This is a genomic window from Arcobacter sp. s6, from assembly GCF_040884245.1.
Lineage (GTDB): Bacteria > Campylobacterota > Campylobacteria > Campylobacterales > Arcobacteraceae > Aliarcobacter.
Genome location: NZ_JBEVTN010000010.1, coordinates 60,241 through 78,003 on the forward strand (window position 1 = coordinate 60,241; position 17,763 = coordinate 78,003).

The 17,763-nt window shown below is 27.2% G+C and carries 19 protein-coding genes; 13 read left to right on the forward strand and 6 right to left on the reverse strand.

What is annotated here, in order from left to right; translation table 11 throughout:
* Position 1: 1 nt before the first annotated feature.
* The 3 genes from ABVS04_RS07490 to ABVS04_RS07500 are packed head-to-tail and all read right to left on the reverse strand — an operon-like array spanning position 2 to position 2,329.
* Complete coding sequence (locus tag ABVS04_RS07490) at positions 2 to 898, reverse strand: DMT family transporter (protein WP_368030061.1); 897 nt, start codon at positions 896 to 898, stop codon at positions 2 to 4.
* Positions 899 to 2,119, reverse strand: a complete 1,221-nt coding sequence (locus ABVS04_RS07495; RefSeq protein ID WP_368030062.1) for a molybdopterin molybdotransferase MoeA — start codon at positions 2,117 to 2,119, stop codon at positions 899 to 901.
* A gap of 9 nt (positions 2,120 to 2,128) precedes the next feature.
* On the reverse strand, positions 2,129 to 2,329 hold the full coding sequence (locus tag ABVS04_RS07500; protein ID WP_368030063.1) for a hypothetical protein: 201 nt from the start codon (positions 2,327 to 2,329) through the stop codon (positions 2,129 to 2,131).
* Positions 2,330 to 2,482: 153 nt separating this feature from the next.
* Here ABVS04_RS07500 and ABVS04_RS07505 point away from each other — a divergent pair, with 153 nt between their 5' ends.
* The 3 genes from ABVS04_RS07505 to ABVS04_RS07515 all read left to right on the forward strand — a co-directional run bounded on the left by ABVS04_RS07505 (position 2,483) and on the right by ABVS04_RS07515 (position 4,249).
* Positions 2,483 to 2,902 carry a GNAT family N-acetyltransferase gene (locus ABVS04_RS07505; protein ID WP_368030064.1) on the forward strand — a complete coding sequence of 140 codons (420 nt, stop codon included), beginning with the start codon at positions 2,483 to 2,485 and terminating at the stop codon, positions 2,900 to 2,902.
* Positions 2,903 to 2,969: 67 nt separating this feature from the next.
* Complete coding sequence (locus tag ABVS04_RS07510; RefSeq protein WP_368030065.1) at positions 2,970 to 3,758, forward strand: ATP-binding protein; 789 nt, start codon at positions 2,970 to 2,972, stop codon at positions 3,756 to 3,758.
* Positions 3,755 to 4,249, forward strand: coding sequence for a DUF523 domain-containing protein (locus tag ABVS04_RS07515; RefSeq protein ID WP_368030066.1), 495 nt, complete (start codon positions 3,755 to 3,757; stop codon positions 4,247 to 4,249). The genes ABVS04_RS07510 and ABVS04_RS07515 overlap by 4 nt, the downstream gene beginning before the upstream one ends.
* A 5-nt stretch (positions 4,250 to 4,254) precedes the next feature.
* Here the strand turns inward: ABVS04_RS07515 and trxC are convergent, their stop codons facing one another.
* Both trxC and ABVS04_RS07525 read right to left on the reverse strand, forming a co-directional pair.
* Positions 4,255 to 4,686 carry a thioredoxin TrxC gene (gene trxC, locus ABVS04_RS07520; protein WP_368030067.1) on the reverse strand — a complete coding sequence of 144 codons (432 nt, stop codon included), beginning with the start codon at positions 4,684 to 4,686 and terminating at the stop codon, positions 4,255 to 4,257.
* 4 nt (positions 4,687 to 4,690) lie between these two features.
* A complete protein-coding gene (locus ABVS04_RS07525) occupies positions 4,691 to 4,930 on the reverse strand; it encodes a hypothetical protein (protein WP_368030068.1) in 240 nt (79 codons plus the stop codon).
* Between the two features lie 243 nt (positions 4,931 to 5,173).
* Between ABVS04_RS07525 and ABVS04_RS07530 the strand changes: the two genes are divergently transcribed.
* From ABVS04_RS07530 to ABVS04_RS07540, 3 genes are read left to right on the forward strand one after another with little or no spacing between them, the layout of a single operon-like run.
* A complete protein-coding gene (locus ABVS04_RS07530) occupies positions 5,174 to 6,169 on the forward strand; it encodes a GGDEF domain-containing protein (protein WP_368030069.1) in 996 nt (331 codons plus the stop codon).
* Between the two features lie 11 nt (positions 6,170 to 6,180).
* Positions 6,181 to 6,738 carry a phosphatidylcholine/phosphatidylserine synthase gene (locus tag ABVS04_RS07535; RefSeq protein WP_368030123.1) on the forward strand — a complete coding sequence of 186 codons (558 nt, stop codon included), beginning with the start codon at positions 6,181 to 6,183 and terminating at the stop codon, positions 6,736 to 6,738.
* Between the two features lie 8 nt (positions 6,739 to 6,746).
* Positions 6,747 to 7,667 carry an exopolyphosphatase gene (locus ABVS04_RS07540; protein ID WP_368030070.1) on the forward strand — a complete coding sequence of 307 codons (921 nt, stop codon included), beginning with the start codon at positions 6,747 to 6,749 and terminating at the stop codon, positions 7,665 to 7,667.
* On the opposite strand, the gene ABVS04_RS07545 is transcribed toward ABVS04_RS07540, so the two are convergent.
* Positions 7,664 to 8,458, reverse strand: coding sequence for a hypothetical protein (locus ABVS04_RS07545; RefSeq protein WP_368030071.1), 795 nt, complete (start codon positions 8,456 to 8,458; stop codon positions 7,664 to 7,666). The genes ABVS04_RS07540 and ABVS04_RS07545 overlap by 4 nt on opposite strands.
* 185 nt (positions 8,459 to 8,643) lie before the next feature.
* Here ABVS04_RS07545 and ABVS04_RS07550 point away from each other — a divergent pair, with 185 nt between their 5' ends.
* From ABVS04_RS07550 to ABVS04_RS07580, 7 genes are all read left to right on the forward strand, one after another.
* A complete protein-coding gene (locus ABVS04_RS07550; RefSeq protein ID WP_368030072.1) occupies positions 8,644 to 10,347 on the forward strand; it encodes an acetolactate synthase large subunit in 1,704 nt (567 codons plus the stop codon).
* Positions 10,347 to 10,844 (forward strand): acetolactate synthase small subunit, encoded by a 498-nt coding sequence (gene ilvN, locus ABVS04_RS07555; RefSeq protein ID WP_368030073.1) that lies wholly within the window; start codon positions 10,347 to 10,349, stop codon positions 10,842 to 10,844. Before ABVS04_RS07550 ends, ilvN begins: the two co-directional genes overlap by 1 nt.
* 41 nt (positions 10,845 to 10,885) lie before the next feature.
* Positions 10,886 to 11,833, forward strand: coding sequence for a UDP-3-O-(3-hydroxymyristoyl)glucosamine N-acyltransferase (gene lpxD / locus ABVS04_RS07560; protein ID WP_368030074.1), 948 nt, complete (start codon positions 10,886 to 10,888; stop codon positions 11,831 to 11,833).
* 96 nt (positions 11,834 to 11,929) lie between these two features.
* Positions 11,930 to 14,059 (forward strand): DNA translocase FtsK, encoded by a 2,130-nt coding sequence (locus tag ABVS04_RS07565; protein ID WP_368030075.1) that lies wholly within the window; start codon positions 11,930 to 11,932, stop codon positions 14,057 to 14,059.
* A 61-nt stretch (positions 14,060 to 14,120) separates the two neighbouring features.
* A complete protein-coding gene (locus ABVS04_RS07570; protein ID WP_368030076.1) occupies positions 14,121 to 14,810 on the forward strand; it encodes a response regulator transcription factor in 690 nt (229 codons plus the stop codon).
* A gap of 89 nt (positions 14,811 to 14,899) precedes the next feature.
* Positions 14,900 to 15,652 carry a flagellar hook capping FlgD N-terminal domain-containing protein gene (locus ABVS04_RS07575; protein ID WP_368030077.1) on the forward strand — a complete coding sequence of 251 codons (753 nt, stop codon included), beginning with the start codon at positions 14,900 to 14,902 and terminating at the stop codon, positions 15,650 to 15,652.
* 117 nt (positions 15,653 to 15,769) lie between these two features.
* Positions 15,770 to 17,758, forward strand: a complete 1,989-nt coding sequence (locus ABVS04_RS07580; RefSeq protein ID WP_368030078.1) for a flagellar hook-basal body complex protein — start codon at positions 15,770 to 15,772, stop codon at positions 17,756 to 17,758.
* Positions 17,759 to 17,763: the final 5 nt, after the last annotated feature.

The window sequence follows — 17,763 nt, forward strand, 5'->3', positions numbered from 1 at the left end:
TCTATTTTTTAAGTCCAATGACTTTAAAAATATTTAAATTATTTAGTATATAAATAGCAATTATTGTACAAATAGTTCCTAAAATAGTATTGTAAGTTATTTTTTCATCTAAAAAAATAGCACTTAAAATTAAAGCTGATGAAGGAACTAAGAATATAAAACTACTAACTTCATTTGTTCCTAGTCTTGTAATCCCAACAAAATATATTGATGTTGCAAATGTAGTACTTAAAATACTTATAACAAATATATTTAACCAAAAAATCAAATCAAAATCATAAATTCTATTAAAAAGAGAATTATCTATAAAGAATTCATAAATAACAAATGTTGAAATTACATATACATAAAAAGTAAAAATTAAAGGATTTGTTTTTACAGCTTTTGAGCTTATTATTGTCAGTATTGGCCAAAGAATAGAAGCTATTAAAAAGTATATATTATCTTTTGAAAATATCTCATTGAAATCAAAATTCCAAACATTTAACATAGTTAGTACTCCAAAGCCTCCAAGAATCAAAGCAAAAGAGTGTTTTAAACTAATAGTTTTTTTCTTGATGATTGCTAAGATTATAAAAGTATTAATAGGTATTAAAGTAGTAACTAAAGCTCCTCCAAAGCCAGCTGTTCCATGCTGCACTCCTAAAAAGAAAACTAAAGAGTATAAAACTAAAACAACAGAAGCTAAAAGAATAAGAAATAAGGCTTTGAAATCTATTTTAAAAGAGAGTTTGAAAAAGTAAAGAATTGGGATCATGGAAAAAAAAGATATTCCCATTCTTAAAAAAATCAATTCATATTCATTTATGTAAGAGCTTAATATCTTTACATTTACCCATGATACTCCCCAGAATATCATGGCCAAAACCATAAGAATATAAAATAGATTTTTATTCATTTACTTAAGATTGTTTAATAGTAAGATATCTACTAAGTCTCCTGATTTTATATCATCACTGTCATCTTTTTGAATAAGTAGAGCAGGACTTTCAAGCATATTTGTTAATATTGCACTTGTCCCTTGTCTTTTTCCATCAAAATTGATTTTATATTCATTATCCACATATTCAACATTACAAGCTGTAAATATTGTTTTTGACATTTTTCTTGGAAAGTTTTGATTTATTCTAGCTTTTACTATTGGTAAGCTTTCATTTGAATCTCTAAATTTATATATTAAAGGTAAAACATAAAGTATCGCACAAACAGTAGATGAATAGGCAAACCCTGGTAGTGCAATGATGATTTTTCCATCTTTTATAGCTGCTAAAATATGCATACCTGGTTTTACAGTAACTCCATGAAATAAAACTTCAGCTTTTAATTTGTCTTTTATCACATCTTGAACAAAATCATAATCACCAACTGAAACACCTCCCGTTGTTACTACAATATCAGCTTTTTGTAAAGCCATTTTTAAAAGATTTGTAATAGAATCAATGTCATCTTTTACAATACCCATTTGTAAAGTATTTGCACCGTTACTTTTACATAAAACTTCTAGAGTTAAATGATTTGAACTTCTTATTTGTGATTCATTTGTTTGAACTTCACCCAAATCTAAAACTTCACTACCTGTACTTGCAATTGCTACTGTTGGATTAATAATAACTTCAATTTGAGAGATATTTAATGAAGCAAGAACTCCAATTTCTGCAAAACCAATTATAGTTCCTTTTTTAATTAAAACTTCATCTTTTTTATAATTTTCACCTATTTCTCTAACAGCAAAGCCAAATGGCACTTCTTTTATTATTTTTATTTTATTATCTAAAATTTCTACATTTTCTATAGGTATTAAAGTATCACTGCCTTTTGGCATTAATGAACCTGTAAATGTTTTTATACAAACACCCCTTGATACTTCTTTTTCAACAATACTACCAGCTGGATTTTTATCAATGATTTCTAGCAGATTATTATTTATATCTTCATATCTAATTGCATAGCCATCCATTGCTGATGTTGGTAATTCAGGACTATTGTGATCAGCAATTATATTTTTAGCAGTAACTCTACCAATTGCATTTGTTATAAATAGCTTTTCAGTTCCTTGTTTATTGATAGAAATATTATTTAATATTTCTAAAGATTTTTCATAACTTATAAAATTTCTCATATCTAGTATCTATCTTTTATTTAAACTATTGTTTTTATTAATAATAATTTGTTCAAAAAGCATCGCTCCAAAACCTCTTGGTAAATCTTCATTTGTTTTTTCAACATTTTGAATAATAGTTCTAATTTGGTTTTCTGTCATATTTCTGGCTACTGGCATAATAGTTTCAACAATCTTTTGTCTAAACTCTTTTTCTTCTTCTCTTGTCATTATTTAATCTTTATTTTATTATTTATGAAATTATATATTTTTTAGATAAAATCTGAGTAAAATAATCATTATTTTTCTGAATTATTCATTTATTTATATATAATATCAGAAATGCTTTGATATGATGAGATATATTTAATTAAAAGGGTTCTTTTGGAAATCAAAATTGCAACAGAAGAAGAAATAAAATATTGTTATAAGCTTATGCATCAAACTAATAAAAATTTATCTGAAAAAGATTTTATTAATTTAGTATCTGAACAAATAAGAAATGGATATAAATTAATATATGTAATAGACAATAGTGAAGTCATTTGTGTAACAGGTTTTGTTATATCCCAAAAACTTGCTATAGGAAAATATTTACATATTGATGATTTCGTAACTAATAAAAGTGTCAAATCAACTGATGCGGCAAAAGCTTTGTTAGATTTTATTAAAATTTATGCAAAACAACAGAACTGTACCTCAATACATTTAGACTCTGCTATAAAAAGAGAAGAAGCTCATAATTTTTATCTTAATGAAAATATGAAAATAGACTCTTATCACTTCAGTATTGATATAATATAAACTCATTAAAAAAGGTTTTGAGAACTTTTTTGATATAATTGCCTTAAAAATTTATAGGAATAATATATTGGTTGAATTAAGTAAAAAAATATCTACAATAGTTGGTAAAACTAATGCAGAATATGGATTAATAAAAGAGGGAGATAGGGTATTAGTTGGCTTTTCAGGTGGAAAAGATTCTCTTACTTTAATACACACTTTAAATAGAATAAAAAAAGTTGCACCATTTAATTTTGATTTTAAAGCAGTAACTGTAACTTATGGAATGGGTGAACAAGTACAATTTTTAAGTAATCATTGTGCTGAACATGGAATTGAACATGAAATTATAGACACTCAAATATTTGAATTAGCAGGTGAAAAAATTAGAAAAAATTCATCTTTTTGTTCATTTTTTTCAAGAATGAGAAGAGGATATATCTACACAGCAGCACAAGAACAAGGATATAATAAAGTAGCTCTTGGGCATCATTTAGATGATGCAATGGAATCTTTTTTTATGAATTTCTTCTATAATGGTACTATGAGAACTATGCCGCCTAAGTATACGGCTGAAAATGGTTTAGAAGTAATTCGTCCTTTAATCTTTTGTAGAGAAAGACAATTAAGAGCTTTTGCAAATGCAAATGAAATTAATGTAATTGGTGATGAAGCATGTCCTGGATTAAGATTTGATGTTAAAATGCCACATGCAAGAGCTAGTACAAAAGAATTATTAGCTAAATTAGAAGAAGATAACCCAAAAATATTTGTATCTATGAAAGCTGCATTTTCTAATATTCAATTATCGACATTTTTTTATAAAGAAAATCAAGAAATTATAGAAAGTATTGAAGAGGAAGATAATATTTTATGAAAATATTAATATCGTCTTGTTTGTTAGGTGAAGATGTAAGATATGATGGAAATAATTCATCTGTAGCTTTTAATCCTAATATCTCATTTTCATTAAAAGAGTTGTTTATGGATATTCTTTGTGAAAATGAGATTTATTCTTTTTGTCCTGAAGTAGCAGGTGGATTAGGAATTCCAAGAATTCCTGCTGAAATTGTTAAAAATGATAAACCTTTTATAGTACAAAATGAAGAAGGAAAAGATGTTACAATAAACTTTTTATTAGGAGCAAAAAAAGCTTTAGATATTTGTCTAGAAGAAAATATAAAAATTGCACTATTAAAAGCAAATTCTCCATCTTGCGGGAATATAAATATTTACGATGGAACTTTTACAAACAATCTAATAGAAGGTCAAGGCTTAACTGCAAGACTATTAAAAGAGAATGAAATAGAAGTTTTTAATGAAACACAACTAAAAGATTTAAAGAAGTTTATAAAAGCTAACAAATAAAGCTTTTATAAACTTTCATTTACAAGATTTGATAATCTTAATGGATCTAAAGCCCCAGAAACTCTTTGTTTTTCTACACCATTTTTATAAACTACAAGTGTAGGTATAGATCTAATCCCAAATCTGGTACCCATATTTGGTAATGCTTCTGTATTTACTTTTACAAATAAAGCTTTTAATGGATATTTTTTCGCAACATCATTAAAAATTGGTGCCATCATTTTACAAGGTCCACACCAAGGTGCCCAAAAATCAACAATAACTGGAATATCTGAATTTACTATTACATGATCAAAATTTGATTCATCTAATTCAATAGGATCTGTATCTAGTAAAGAGTTTTTACAAGAACCACAATTTGCTTTTGCATAGCTATCTTTTTTAGGAATAGCATTTATTTTAAAACAGTGAGGACAAACGATATTGATTTTTTCCATATTTTTATGCCTTAATATTTAATAATATATCAGATACCGCATTTTGAGTTTTTATACTGTTTGCATTTGCACTATATGATATAACTTCAGGTATTTGATTTACTATAGAATCAATCAAATCAGTATTTACTTCTTGAATTTCTGGGGTACCCATTGTATTTGAAACTTGAGCTATATTTGATGCCATTTCATTAAGTTTTAATTCTGAAGAAATCATTGCATTTAGATTATTATCTATTGTCATAAACTGCTCCTTATTTTCTATATTAAAATTTTAACTAAAAAGCTAGAAAAAGTAAATAATATATTAATATCATAAATAGAAAATAATTTTCTTATTTTATCATTAGTTAAATAATTTTAGAGTATTATCCAACTCATGATATATAAGTTATTAAAATCAACGACTGTAAAACTTTTATTACTTGTTTGTACAGTTTTATCAACATTAATACTATCCTCTTTTTTGTTCAATAAGCAAATTGATATGTTGAAAAAACAAATAGATAATATCTATTTTGGTAACTTAATTCCTATCGTAAAACTTCAAATAATTGCTGACAATTATAAAGATATAGTTTCTTGTAGAAAAATAAAATATATATGTGATTTTAAGAATGAACAAGAAATTATTCTTCAAGAATGGTCTTATTACAAAAATACTTATAAAAGTGATAATGAAAAAATTGTAGTTGAAACAATAGATAATGAAATACAAAATACGTTCAAAGAAAATAAACTTCATCTTTTCCAAAATATTTTAACAAGAATTAATTTTTTGATAAAGTATGAAACTCAAGTTGCATTCAAACAAAGAAAGAGTTTTCTTGATGATTATGTAAAAATGAAAAATTATCTATTTTATAGTGTTATTTTTATTATTATAATATCTACATTTATAGTTTTTTATATTGTAATTCAAGTTATTAGAAAAGATAAACAATTAACAGTATTGAATAAAAAATATAAAATAGACTCAATTACAGATTCTATGACAAAATTATATAATAGAAAATATTTTGATACAATTTTTGATAATATGCCTTTTATTGCAAATGCAAATCATTGGGAATGTGCTTTTATTATGGTAGATATTGATTATTTTAAGCAATATAACGATACATATGGTCACGATATGGGTGATGAGGCTTTAAAACAAGTTGCAAATACTTTAAAAGAGTATTTTGATAAAAAATATGAATTTACTTTTAGGTTAGGTGGTGAAGAATTTGGTATAATTCTTTTCGATATTGATATCCATATTTTAGAAAATTGCTTAAAAGATATGAATAGAAAAATTTTAGAATTACAAATTGAGCATAAAAATAGTAAAATATTAGATATTCTTTCTATTTCTATGGGTGCAATAATTTATAAACCAAATACATATGTATCGGCTAATAAAATGTATAAACAAGCAGATGAGTGTTTATATAAATCAAAAGAAAACGGAAGAAATCAATATCATATACACAAAGGATAGAAATGTCATTATTGAGTTTTTTATTTAATAAAAACAGTCATTTTAATTTAGCTAACATAGTTACTTTTTTTAATATTGCATCAGGAATTTTTGCAATATATTTTTTAACTCATCATCAGTTTTTTGCAGCAGCACTTTTTGCATGGTTAGCTGGTGGTTTCGATATTGTTGATGGTAAGATTGCTAGAAAATATAATCTATCAACACAATTTGGTATTCAATTGGATTCTTTTGCAGATTTTTTATCATTTGTCATTGTTCCTACTATGTTTATTTTCTTTGCTGTAATTGATACTAAAGAGATTTTTTTGAGTATGCCTTTAATTATTTTTGCATTTGTTTATTATGTAATTTCAGGACTTAGAAGATTAATTCAGTTTAATATAAATGCTGATGAAGGAAAAGTTGAAAAATACTTTACAGGAGTTCCTACACCTTTAGGAGCTATTTTATTATGGCTTGTTTATTTAATTTTCTTAACAGGTTTTATTACAGAAACATTTGTATTGTTATTAATGATTTTAATTGGATATTTATTAAATTCAAAAATTAAAATACCTCATTTATAAGAACTTAAATGAATCAAGAAGTAGTAAGTGTAGATTTAGGCTCTAACTCTTTTCGTGTTTTGAAATATGATTGTATTAATCATAAAATTATTTCAGAATATAATGAAGTTGTAGGAATGGCTGATGGTCTTGTAGATACAGGATTAATATCAAAAGAAGCACAAGATAGAGTTGTAAAAGCGATTTTACACTCTGTGGAAATTATAAACTATAATCCATCAAAAGCAGTTTGTGTTACTACAGCTGCCATGAGAAAAGCATCAAATAGTAAAGAAGTATTAAATTACTTAAAAGATAAAACAAATATAGAGTTTGAAATAATTGATGGATTTGAAGAAGCAAGACTTACTTTATTAGCTGTTCAATATGCATTAAAAAGAGAAAAAATAGATTCAAAAAATTTTATTCTTCTTGATATTGGTGGTGGTTCAACTGAAATTATTGTAAACACAAATGATATCTATGAAGCTCATAGTTTTGATTTTGGAATAGTAACTATGACTCAAAAGTATTTAAAATATCATGATTTACACAATGATTTAGACTCTAGAAAAAAAGAGATAAAAGAATTTCTTGATAAATTAAATATAAATTTAAATGACTATAGTTTTGTTGCAACTGCTGGAACTCCAACAACAATAGCAGCTATAAAATTAGGTCAAGACTTTTTTTCATATGATAGAAATATTGTAAATGGTGCAATAGTAAATTTAAATGATTTAGAATATAGTTTAAATATTTTTAAAAATTCTTCAAAAGAAGAAATAGCAAAATTAGTTGGCAAAGGAAGAGTTGAGTTTATTGAGGTGGGAATCTTTATTTATAAAGCAATATTTGAAGTTCTAAATAAAAATGAATCAATAGTTTTGGATGATGGTTTAAGAGAAGGTGTTGCTATAAATTATTGTTTAAATAAGTGTAATAATTAAGAAAGTAATCTTACACTTTGTTCTTGAACTATATTAGCTTGTGAGGCTGCCAAATATCCCATATTTGAAGTAATATTAGTTTTTGAAAAATCAGCAGAATCTTTTTGAAAATCTTTATTTTTATTTATTTTATTTTCAGTAAATAAAGTAACTTGTTCTTGTATAGTTTCTTTGGCATTTATTTCTAATTTATTTCCTAATTCTGTAAAGTTATCATATATATTTTGTAATTGATTAACAGAATTATCAACTTTTGTTACTACTTCATTTAAAGCATTAGTATCGTTTAAATTACTGTTATTTACAGTTTCAAAAATTTCATTTGCTATTGCTGCTGTATTAGGCTTTTCTATTGAAAAATTTGATGTTTTTGTATTTATATCAATAGTGTTTTTATCATCATAATAATCCATCGTTAATAAAGATTCTTTATTATATTTGGTTTCATAAGCAATTTGATTAAAAGATCTTAATTCATCATTTATACTTTGTTTTATATCATTTTTATTTTCAAAAGTATCAATTATTTCAAGTTTATTTTGAATATTTGTTAAGTTGTTTTGTTGTTTTTCTATGGCATTTTGAGCAACATTTGTCATTCCAATGCCATTGTTTAATGATTGTACACTTAATGATAGTTCATCTCTTTTTTTATTATATTCATTAATTGATAGATTTAAAGCATCTTTACTAGTATTTGAAACTTTTGAAGAAGAAGTAGATTTTTCTAATTGTAAAGAAGAAGAATTATTGAGGTTAGCAATATTATTATTTATACTATTTATATCCATAAAAAAGCTCCTTTGAACAAATTTTTAAATCAAATTATTGTACTTAAATTATAATTAATAGCATATAAATTTATATTTAATGAATGATAATAAAAAAAAATTTAAATTAATTGTTTTATCAAACCGTAATTTAATTAATCTTTGAGTAAAATATCTCCTTATTTTTAGAACAACGGAGAATTATTATGAAGATGACTGGCGCAAAAATGGTTGTAGAATCATTACATCAAGAAGGGGTTGAAGTAGTATTTGGATACCCTGGAGGCGCTATTATGAACGTCTATGATGAAATATATAAACAAAACCATTTTCAACATATTCTAAATAGACATGAGCAAGCTTCAATAATTGCGGCTGAGGGATACGCAAGAGCAACAGGAAAAGTTGGAGTTTCAATAGTAACTTCTGGACCTGGATTTACAAATGCAGTTACTGGACTTGCAGATGCATATATGGATTCAATTCCTTTAGTTGTAATTTCAGGGCAAGTTCCAACTACAATTATTGGTTCAGATGGATTTCAAGAAATTGATGCAGTTGGAATTTCAAGACCTTGTACAAAGCATAATTATTTAGTTAATAAGATTGAAGATTTACCAAGAATTATTAAAGAAGCGTTTCATATAGCAAGTACTGGAAGACCTGGCCCTGTGCATGTTGATATTCCAAAAGATATTACAGCAGAAATAGGTGATTTTGTTTATCCTACTGAAGTTAATATGCCAACATATAAACCAACAATAAATTATAATAAAAGACAATTAAAAAAAGCAATGGAAGCTATTTCAAATGCTAAAAAACCATTGTTATATGTTGGTGGAGGATCGGTTTTATCTAACTGTTCATTTGAAATTAGAGAATTAGCTAAAAAGTTAAATATTCCAGCAGTTGAAACACTAATGGCAAGAGGGGTAATGGGTGATGAAAATCCATTATTTTTTGGTATGTTAGGAATGCATGGAGAGTTTGCAGCTAATATGGCTGCTCATGAAACAGATTTATTAATCTCTTTAGGTGCTAGATTTGATGATAGGGTAACAGGAAGACTTGATGAATTTGCTTCAAAAGCAAAAGTTATTCATGTGGATATCGACCCAACTTCAATTGCAAAACTTGTAGTTCCTGATTATCCGATTGTTGGAGATTTGAAAATTACAGTTAAGGCGATGATTGAAGCTATTGATAATAGTGAAATAGAGTTTAATGATTATACAAACTGGGTTGAATTATTAAGAGATTACAGAGAAAAAGAGCCTTTGAGATATATTGATTCAAATGAAGTTATTAAACCTCAATGGCCAATACAAAGAGTTGGAAAATTATTAGGTGAAAAAGCTGTTATTTCTACAGATGTTGGACAACATCAAATGTGGACAGCCCAATTTTATCCATTTTCATATCCAAGACAATGGATTACATCAGGTGGATTAGGAACTATGGGATTTGGATTACCAGCTGCTATGGGTGTTGCAAGAGCGCTTAAAGGAACAGATAAAGTATCTATTAACTTTACAGGTGATGGTTCAATTTTAATGAATATTCAAGAGTTAATGACTTGTGTTGAGTATGAATTACCTGTTATTAATATTATTTTAAATAACAACTATTTAGGAATGGTAAGACAATGGCAAACAATGTTTTACGGAAATAGATTATCAGAAACTGATTTATCAGCTCAACCAAACTTTAAAATGCTAGTTGAAGCTTTTGGTGGATTAGGTTATAGAGTTACAACAAAAGAAGAATTTGATGCAGCTTTAAAAGATGCGGTTGAACAAAGAAAACCAGCAATGATAGAAGTAGTTGTTGCTAGAAATGAAGAGGTATTACCAATGGTTCCAAATGGTCATGCATTAAATGAAATGACTTTAATTGAAGGAGGAAAATAATGAATAATTTTAATCACTATTACGATACAGAAACTACTAGACAAGTTATTTCAGTAATTGTTCTAAACGAACATAACGTATTATCAAGAATTGTTGGATTATTTTCAGCTCGAGGTTATAATATTGATTCATTAACAGTTGCTCCAATAGCTGAAAGTCAATACTCAAGAATGACTATTGTTACAACAGGTGATAAAAGAGTTATTGATCAAATTGTAAAACAATTAAATAAATTAATTCCTGTATTAAAAGTAAATGAACATAAAAATGTTGTAGAAAAAGATACAGTTTTAATGAAGTTTTCAATTGATAATAATTTATCAGATATTGATGTAATTGCACGTGCTTACCATGGAAGTATTCAAAATGTTACTGATGAAGCTATTATAGTTTCAGCTACTGATTCAAGTGCTAGAATAATGAACTTTATAAAAGTTATGCAAAAATTCAATCCACTTGAAGTAGTAAGAAGTGGTATAGTAGCAATGGAAAGATAAGAGTAAAAAACTCTTATCTTATCCTAATTAAAGGATAAAAAATGACTATTCAAGAGATTGCAGATTTTGTTGGTATTGATTGCCAAGAAGAAAAAGAGATAACGGGATTAAACACTCTAACAGATTCAAATGAAAATGAACTTACTTTTTTAGAAAATAAAAAATATTTATCAGATTTAAAAAATACAAAAGCAGCAGCTGTTTTAGTTACAAAAGAAAATGCAAGTGTAATTCCATCTAATACAATTGCATTAATTTGTGATGAACCATATTTGATGTTAGCAAAAATAACAAAACTATTTGCTCCAAATGTTATAGAAATGGATGGAGAGAAACCATTAGTAGGTGGTGGAACAAAAGTAATGCCAAATGTTTATATTGGTAAAGATTCTGTTATTGGTAGCGATTGTACTATTATGGCAGGCGCTTTTATAGGTGATAATGTAAAAATAGGAAATAACACTATTATTTATCCTAATGTTACTGTTTACAGAGATTGTACTATTGGAAATGATTGTATTATTCATGCAGGAACTGTAATAGGAAGTGATGGTTTTGGATTTGCAAATACAAAAGATGGTAAATATATCAAGATATATCAAAACGGTAATGTAACTATTGGAAATGATGTAGAAATTGGTGCAAATTCTACTATTGATAGAGCTGTATTTAAATCAACAATTATAGAAGATGGTGTTCGAATTGATAATTTGGTTCATGTAGGACATAATTGTAAAATAGGGCGAGGTTCAATTTTAGTTGCACAAGTGGGGATTTCTGGATCTAGTATTTTAAATGCTTATGTTGTAATGGGTGGACAAAGTGCAACTGCAGGTCACTTAGAAATTGCAGCATTCTCTACAATTGCTGCACGTGGTGGAGTTACAAAAAGTATTACTGAGCCTAAAAAATCATGGGCAGGGTTTCCTTTGATTGAGCATAGACAATGGCTTAGATTACAAGGTAAAATCTCGAACTTATTAAAATAAAAAGGTTTTAAAATCGCAAAGAGAATCATATCATTAATTATTTTATTTATTATTATTTACTTCCAATTTTCTACTTTTGAAAGTGGAAAAGATGTTGTGGGAGATGTTGGATCAACTTTTTCTGGTTTTTCACAAAAATATTTTGGGTATTTATCATATATATATTTATTACTTTTTATTTATCCATTATATATACTTAATTTTAGAAAGAATATCAAAGAAAAAGATTTGCTTTTAAACTTTCTAGTAGTCTTTTTATTGCTTTTTGTTTGTTTAATTTTTCAAGCATTACTTATTGAAAATCCTTATTATAGAGGAGAAATAGGTAATATTTTAGTAGATTCCTTATCTCCAGTTATTGGAAGAGCAGGGCTTTATTTCTTTGTTCTTGTGGGATTTATTATATGTGCATTAGTTTTATTTGAAAACTCAGATTTAGAAATTAGTGATTTAGCTAAGCTAAAAAATAAAATAAAATTGAAAAATAGTTTAGATATAAAAAAAATAGAGAATAAACGAAGAGAAAAAAGAGTTGAAGAAAATACTAAAGCAATTTTAAATAATATAGATAGAAATTTGAATAAAAGTATGCCAGAAATAAAAACTGTTTCAAAACCTTCAAAAATTATTGAACCAGAAATTTATGAAGAAATAGAAGAGATTAAAGACAATGAACTTTATGAAACATCACTATTTGAAGAAGATGATTTCAGTAAAAAGATTGATGTTGTTGAATCTCATGGAATAATAGTTGAAGAATTAGAAGAAAATAAAAAACTTTTAGAACAAATAGAAGTTGGGAAAACTGAAAAGCCTAAAAATTTTAAACTACCTCCAAGCTCTTTTTTTCAAGATTCACCAAAAGATAACAAATCAAAAGTATCAGAAGCATTTATTGATCAAAAAATAAGTGACTTACTTGATAAATTAGCAATGTTTAAAATTGATGGAGATGTTGTACGAACTTATACAGGTCCAGTTGTTACAACTTTTGAGTTCAAACCAGCTCCAAATGTTAAAGTATCTAAAATATTAAATCTTCAAGATGATTTAGCAATGGCACTTAAGGCCCAAACTATAAGAATTCAAGCTCCAATTCCAGGAAAAGATGTGGTTGGAATTGAAGTTCCAAATGAAGATACTCAAACTATATATTTAAAAGAGATGCTAGATAGTGAAATTTTTCAAAATTCTAAATCTCCACTTACTATGATTTTAGGAAAAGATATAGTTGGAAAACCATTTATTACAGACCTTAAAAAACTTCCACATCTTTTGATTGCAGGAACTACAGGATCAGGAAAATCTGTTGGAATTAATTCAATGATTTTGTCATTATTATATAAAAATTCTCCAGATAATTTAAGACTTGTAATGATTGACCCAAAAATGCTTGAATTTTCAATGTATAACGATATTCCACATCTTTTAACTCCTGTAATTACAAAAGCAGGCGATGCTATAAATGCCTTAGCCAATATGGTTAGTGAAATGGAAAGACGTTATACTCTAATGTCAAAAACGAAAACAAAAAATATTGAAAATTATAATGAGAAGGCAAAAATTGAAGGTTATGAAACAATGCCTTATATTGTTGTTGTAATTGATGAGTTAGCAGATTTGATGATGACAAGTGGAAAAGATGTAGAGTACTCAATAGCAAGGCTTGCGCAAATGGCAAGAGCTTCTGGAATTCATTTAATAGTAGCAACTCAAAGACCATCGGTTGATGTTGTAACAGGACTTATTAAAGCAAATTTACCAAGTAGATTATCTTATAAAGTAGGGCAAAAAATAGATTCTAAAATTATCTTAGATTCTATGGGAGCTGAATCACTTTTAGGTAGAGGAGATATGTTATTTACACCTCCTGGAATGTCTGGACTTGTAAGAATTCATGCTCCTTGGTCAACTGAAGCTGAAATTGAAAGAGTAGTTGACTTCTTAAAAGATCAAAGAGTAGTTGAATATGATATGAACTTCATAAAAGATAGAAATACTCAAAGTTCATTAAATTCTTCAAATACAACAGAAATTACAGAATTGGATGAATTATATAATGATGCTAAAGAAATAGTTTTAACAGAGAAAAAAACATCTATATCTTATATTCAAAGAAGACTTAGAATTGGATATAACAGAGCAGCAACTATTGTAGAACAACTTGAGCAGTCGGGTATTCTGTCAGAAGTTAATGCTAAAGGTAACAGAGAAATATTAGTTTAAAATTGTTACTTTTTGTTTTATATTGATATAATATATTTTCAAATGTAAACAAGGAGTAATTTTGATTAATATTTTGATGATAGAAGATGATCTTGAATTCGCTAATAATTTAATTAAATATTTAAAACAATATAATATCGAAGTTACAAATTATGAAACCCCAGAGCTAGGAATTTCAGCTCTGGCACTTAAAAAATATAATTTAATTATACTTGATTTAACCCTACCAAATATAGATGGTATAGAAGTTTGTAGATTAATACGATTACGTTACGAAACTCCAATTATCATTTCAACACAAAGAGCATTTTTAGGCGATAAAATAGCTTGTTTTTCTTATGGAGCTGATGATTTTATGCCAAAACCATATGATATGCAAGAATTAATTTTAAGAATAAAAGCAATTTTAAAAAGATTTAATAATCTAATAATTAATGAAAATACTACTTTAAATAAAGATCAAGTATTTATTTTTGATGAATCTAAAATGGAAATTTATAAAAATAATGTTTTAGTTGAATTAACTAATGCGGAATATTTTATTTTACAATATATGATTCAAAAAAGTGGTTTTGTAATATCTAGAGAAGAATTATTATCTAATGTTGATTCAATAAAATATGAAAGTTCATATAAAAGTATTGATGTTTTAATTGGACGTGTTAGAGCAAAAATAGAAGAAAATCCTAAAAAGCCTAAATATATAATTTCAATTAGAGGGGTTGGATATAAATTAATTAATCAATTGTAATTTTATATTTACCTTTTATTTACTTTAAAATACCATATATTTACTTATAAAAGTTAGAATTTAGTATTCTTTAAAATTAGGAGTATATTATGGCAACAACAAGTTCAGTAACAACAAGTGCAGCAACTGATGCATATGGAAATAGTTACACAACAGCTGTAAGTAACGATTCATTAGAAAGTTCTGATTTTATTACATTAATGCTTACTGAAATAAAACTACAAGATCCAACTAATACAGTTGACTCCGCTTCAATGTTAAGCACTCAATTACAATTATCTACTCTTGATGCAAATACTGCAACTGTTGCAGCAATGGAATCGTTACAATCTACTTTTGAACAATCTGCACTAGCAAGTTCTGCTAATATTATTGGTAGTATTGTCGAAAATGGTGATATTGATAGTGATGGTAATCCTAAACAATATAAAGTTTCATCAGTTGCTATGAATGATGGATCTATATCTTTAACAGCTTATGAATTAGAAAATTTTTATGATGTTTACTATTTTGATGCTGTAGATAGTTCCTCAGATACTGTTAATTCAACAAATGAAAATGGAACTATTACTTTAAAAAATGGTGATAATGCAAGTTATACTTTTTCAACTTATAATAAATCATATGAAGATTTAGCTGCAGAAATAAATAATGTTTCTGGAATTACAGCTTCGATGGCTCAAAATACTAGTGGTAAATATCAAATGGTTGTTTCTGTAAGTAATGGTTCATCATCATTATCTCAAAGTAATTCAACTTTGAATTATACACAAGACACAGCAACTGCATATGCAAGTGATATAAAAACTATTTCATATAATGATATTACAAAAATTTACTAATTGTTACTAACTGTTTAAATAGCATTAGTTTCATTTATACTACACATACCATATATTTACATTTAAAGCTTATGATTAATATAGTGAGAACCACTATTTAATCATAAAGGATTTAAAATGATTAGTACATTATGGACAGGAATTGCTGGACTTTCGTCTCAGCAAACAGCCTTAGATAACGAATCAAATAATATTGCCAACGTAAATACTGTTGGATACAAAGCTTCAAGAGTTTCTTTTGCAGATTTAATGTATCAAGGTAGCATCGGAAAAGGTGCTAAAGTTACAAGTGCAGAAAAACAGTTCATACAAGGAAGTTTAAATATTACTGGTTCGTCTTATGATATGGCACTTAATGGAGATGGTTTTTTTGTTGTTGCAAACAAGAGTGCTACTGGAACTTCTGAGAATTATTTCACTAGAGCTGGAAATTTTAGAATGGGTGAAAATGGAACTTTACAAGATTCCAATGGAAATGAAGTTCAAGGTTGGGCATTAAGCGCAATAGATGCAGATGCAGATGTAACTTCAACCAATAGTAATCTTGATTCTTTTACAGATGTATTTACTCAAATAGCTGGGAATCAAGTAGTACAATTTACTAATAAAGTAGAAACTTATGCTGCAAAAATGTCTGATTACAGTTCTTCAGCAGTAGGGGATGCATCTGAGTTATCAGGTTCTGGAGCAAAAACTCAATCTACAAAAATTTCTGATATTGAAGCTTTAATTACAAATTATTCAAATGCTTTATCAGATTATGCTGAAGATCCTTCAGCAACAACTAGTCCTTCTACTGCTCAAAGTACATTATTAACTTTTGATGTAAATAATTCAAATCTTGATGCGGTAGGTGATCAAATATATGTTTATATTGATGGAAGTAAAATTACTCAAAATTATATAGATACAACAGCAACTACGACTCAAAAAGCTGCATTGGATGCTGCACTGAGTCCAACAGTTATTACAACAGATGCAGAATATAATATGTATGCAAGTAGAATTGCAACCTACGAAGGTTTAGCTGATAAAATTTCTAATATTACAGGATTAAAAGGATATACAGTAAGTGCTTCAGCTCCATATGATGCAAGTACTGCATATGCTGATGTATTAAAAGGAAATATAAAAATAGATTCTATAATACCAGGTGATGCCTTTACTGTTGGAGATGTAGTTGAAGTATCTGGAACAACAGAAGTAGATGGAATGAAAACAACTATTACTGAAAATGTTGTGGGTTCTGGGGAAGCTGCTGTTCAAAGTGCAATGGAAGCTTTAAGAGATGCAGTTGGAGGTAATCAATTAGATGCTTTTAAAACATCTGATATTTTCAGTGATGACTTAGATGTTGCTCAAGGATTTGCAGCAGGTGATTCTATTTCTTATACAATAGGAGATTTAACGGGAGTAACTGTTTCTTATACAGCAACTACAATTGACACAGAAGTTGAAGCTATAGATGCATTAGTTACAAAAATAAATACAGATCCTGAATTAAGTCTTTTAGTTGAGGCACAAAATATTAATGGAAATTTGGTAATTAAATCAAAAGAAGCTGGAGAAGAATTTTCTGGAGTTTTAAAATTTACTGATTTTTCTGCTACGAAAACATACACAAAAGATAAAAATCTTGATATTAGTGGAAATACTGGTGCTGGTGCAGAATTTATGCAAATTGTTTCTACAGTTGATCAAACATCATCTTTAAAATCTTTACAATTAAAATTGGATTCCTTAGGATTAACTGATTCTGCTTTTGGTGAATTTTCTGTAGATGATACAGGACTTGTAACTATGACTCAAGATGGAATCGACTATGTAATAGGTCAAGTTGCTATTGCACAATTTACTAATAATATTGGATTAGAAGCAATTGGAGATAACTTATACGCTAAAACAACTGAAAGTGGAAATCCTGTTTATTCTGTAGCAAATGATAATGGTGTTTCTATTGCAGGTGAAACTTTAGAACTTAGTAAAGCTGACTTAAGTGAAAGTTTAGTTAATTTAATGGTATTTCAAAGAGCATTTGAAGCAAATGCAAAATCTATTACTACAGCTGATGATATTTTGCAAACATTAATCAACCTAAAAAAATAATTAGG

Excerpts from the sequence above, each read along its gene's own strand:
- ABVS04_RS07530 (WP_368030069.1), top strand. The coding sequence starts at position 5,174 with ATGTTGAAAAAACAAATAGATAATATCTATTTTGGTAACTTAATTCCT.
- ilvN (WP_368030073.1), top strand. The coding sequence starts at position 10,347 with ATGAATAATTTTAATCACTATTACGATACAGAAACTACTAGACAAGTT.
- ABVS04_RS07515 (WP_368030066.1), top strand. The coding sequence starts at position 3,755 with ATGAAAATATTAATATCGTCTTGTTTGTTAGGTGAAGATGTAAGATAT.
- trxC (WP_368030067.1), bottom strand. The coding sequence starts at position 4,686 with ATGGAAAAAATCAATATCGTTTGTCCTCACTGTTTTAAAATAAATGCT.
- ABVS04_RS07545 (WP_368030071.1), bottom strand. The coding sequence starts at position 8,458 with ATGGATATAAATAGTATAAATAATAATATTGCTAACCTCAATAATTCT.
- lpxD (WP_368030074.1), top strand. The coding sequence starts at position 10,886 with ATGACTATTCAAGAGATTGCAGATTTTGTTGGTATTGATTGCCAAGAA.
- ABVS04_RS07490 (WP_368030061.1), bottom strand. The coding sequence starts at position 898 with ATGAATAAAAATCTATTTTATATTCTTATGGTTTTGGCCATGATATTC.
- ABVS04_RS07540 (WP_368030070.1), top strand. The coding sequence starts at position 6,747 with ATGAATCAAGAAGTAGTAAGTGTAGATTTAGGCTCTAACTCTTTTCGT.
- ABVS04_RS07525 (WP_368030068.1), bottom strand. The coding sequence starts at position 4,930 with ATGACAATAGATAATAATCTAAATGCAATGATTTCTTCAGAATTAAAA.
- ABVS04_RS07500 (WP_368030063.1), bottom strand. The coding sequence starts at position 2,329 with ATGACAAGAGAAGAAGAAAAAGAGTTTAGACAAAAGATTGTTGAAACT.
- ABVS04_RS07550 (WP_368030072.1), top strand. The coding sequence starts at position 8,644 with ATGAAGATGACTGGCGCAAAAATGGTTGTAGAATCATTACATCAAGAA.
- ABVS04_RS07495 (WP_368030062.1), bottom strand. The coding sequence starts at position 2,119 with ATGAGAAATTTTATAAGTTATGAAAAATCTTTAGAAATATTAAATAAT.
- ABVS04_RS07580 (WP_368030078.1), top strand. The coding sequence starts at position 15,770 with ATGATTAGTACATTATGGACAGGAATTGCTGGACTTTCGTCTCAGCAA.
- ABVS04_RS07575 (WP_368030077.1), top strand. The coding sequence starts at position 14,900 with ATGGCAACAACAAGTTCAGTAACAACAAGTGCAGCAACTGATGCATAT.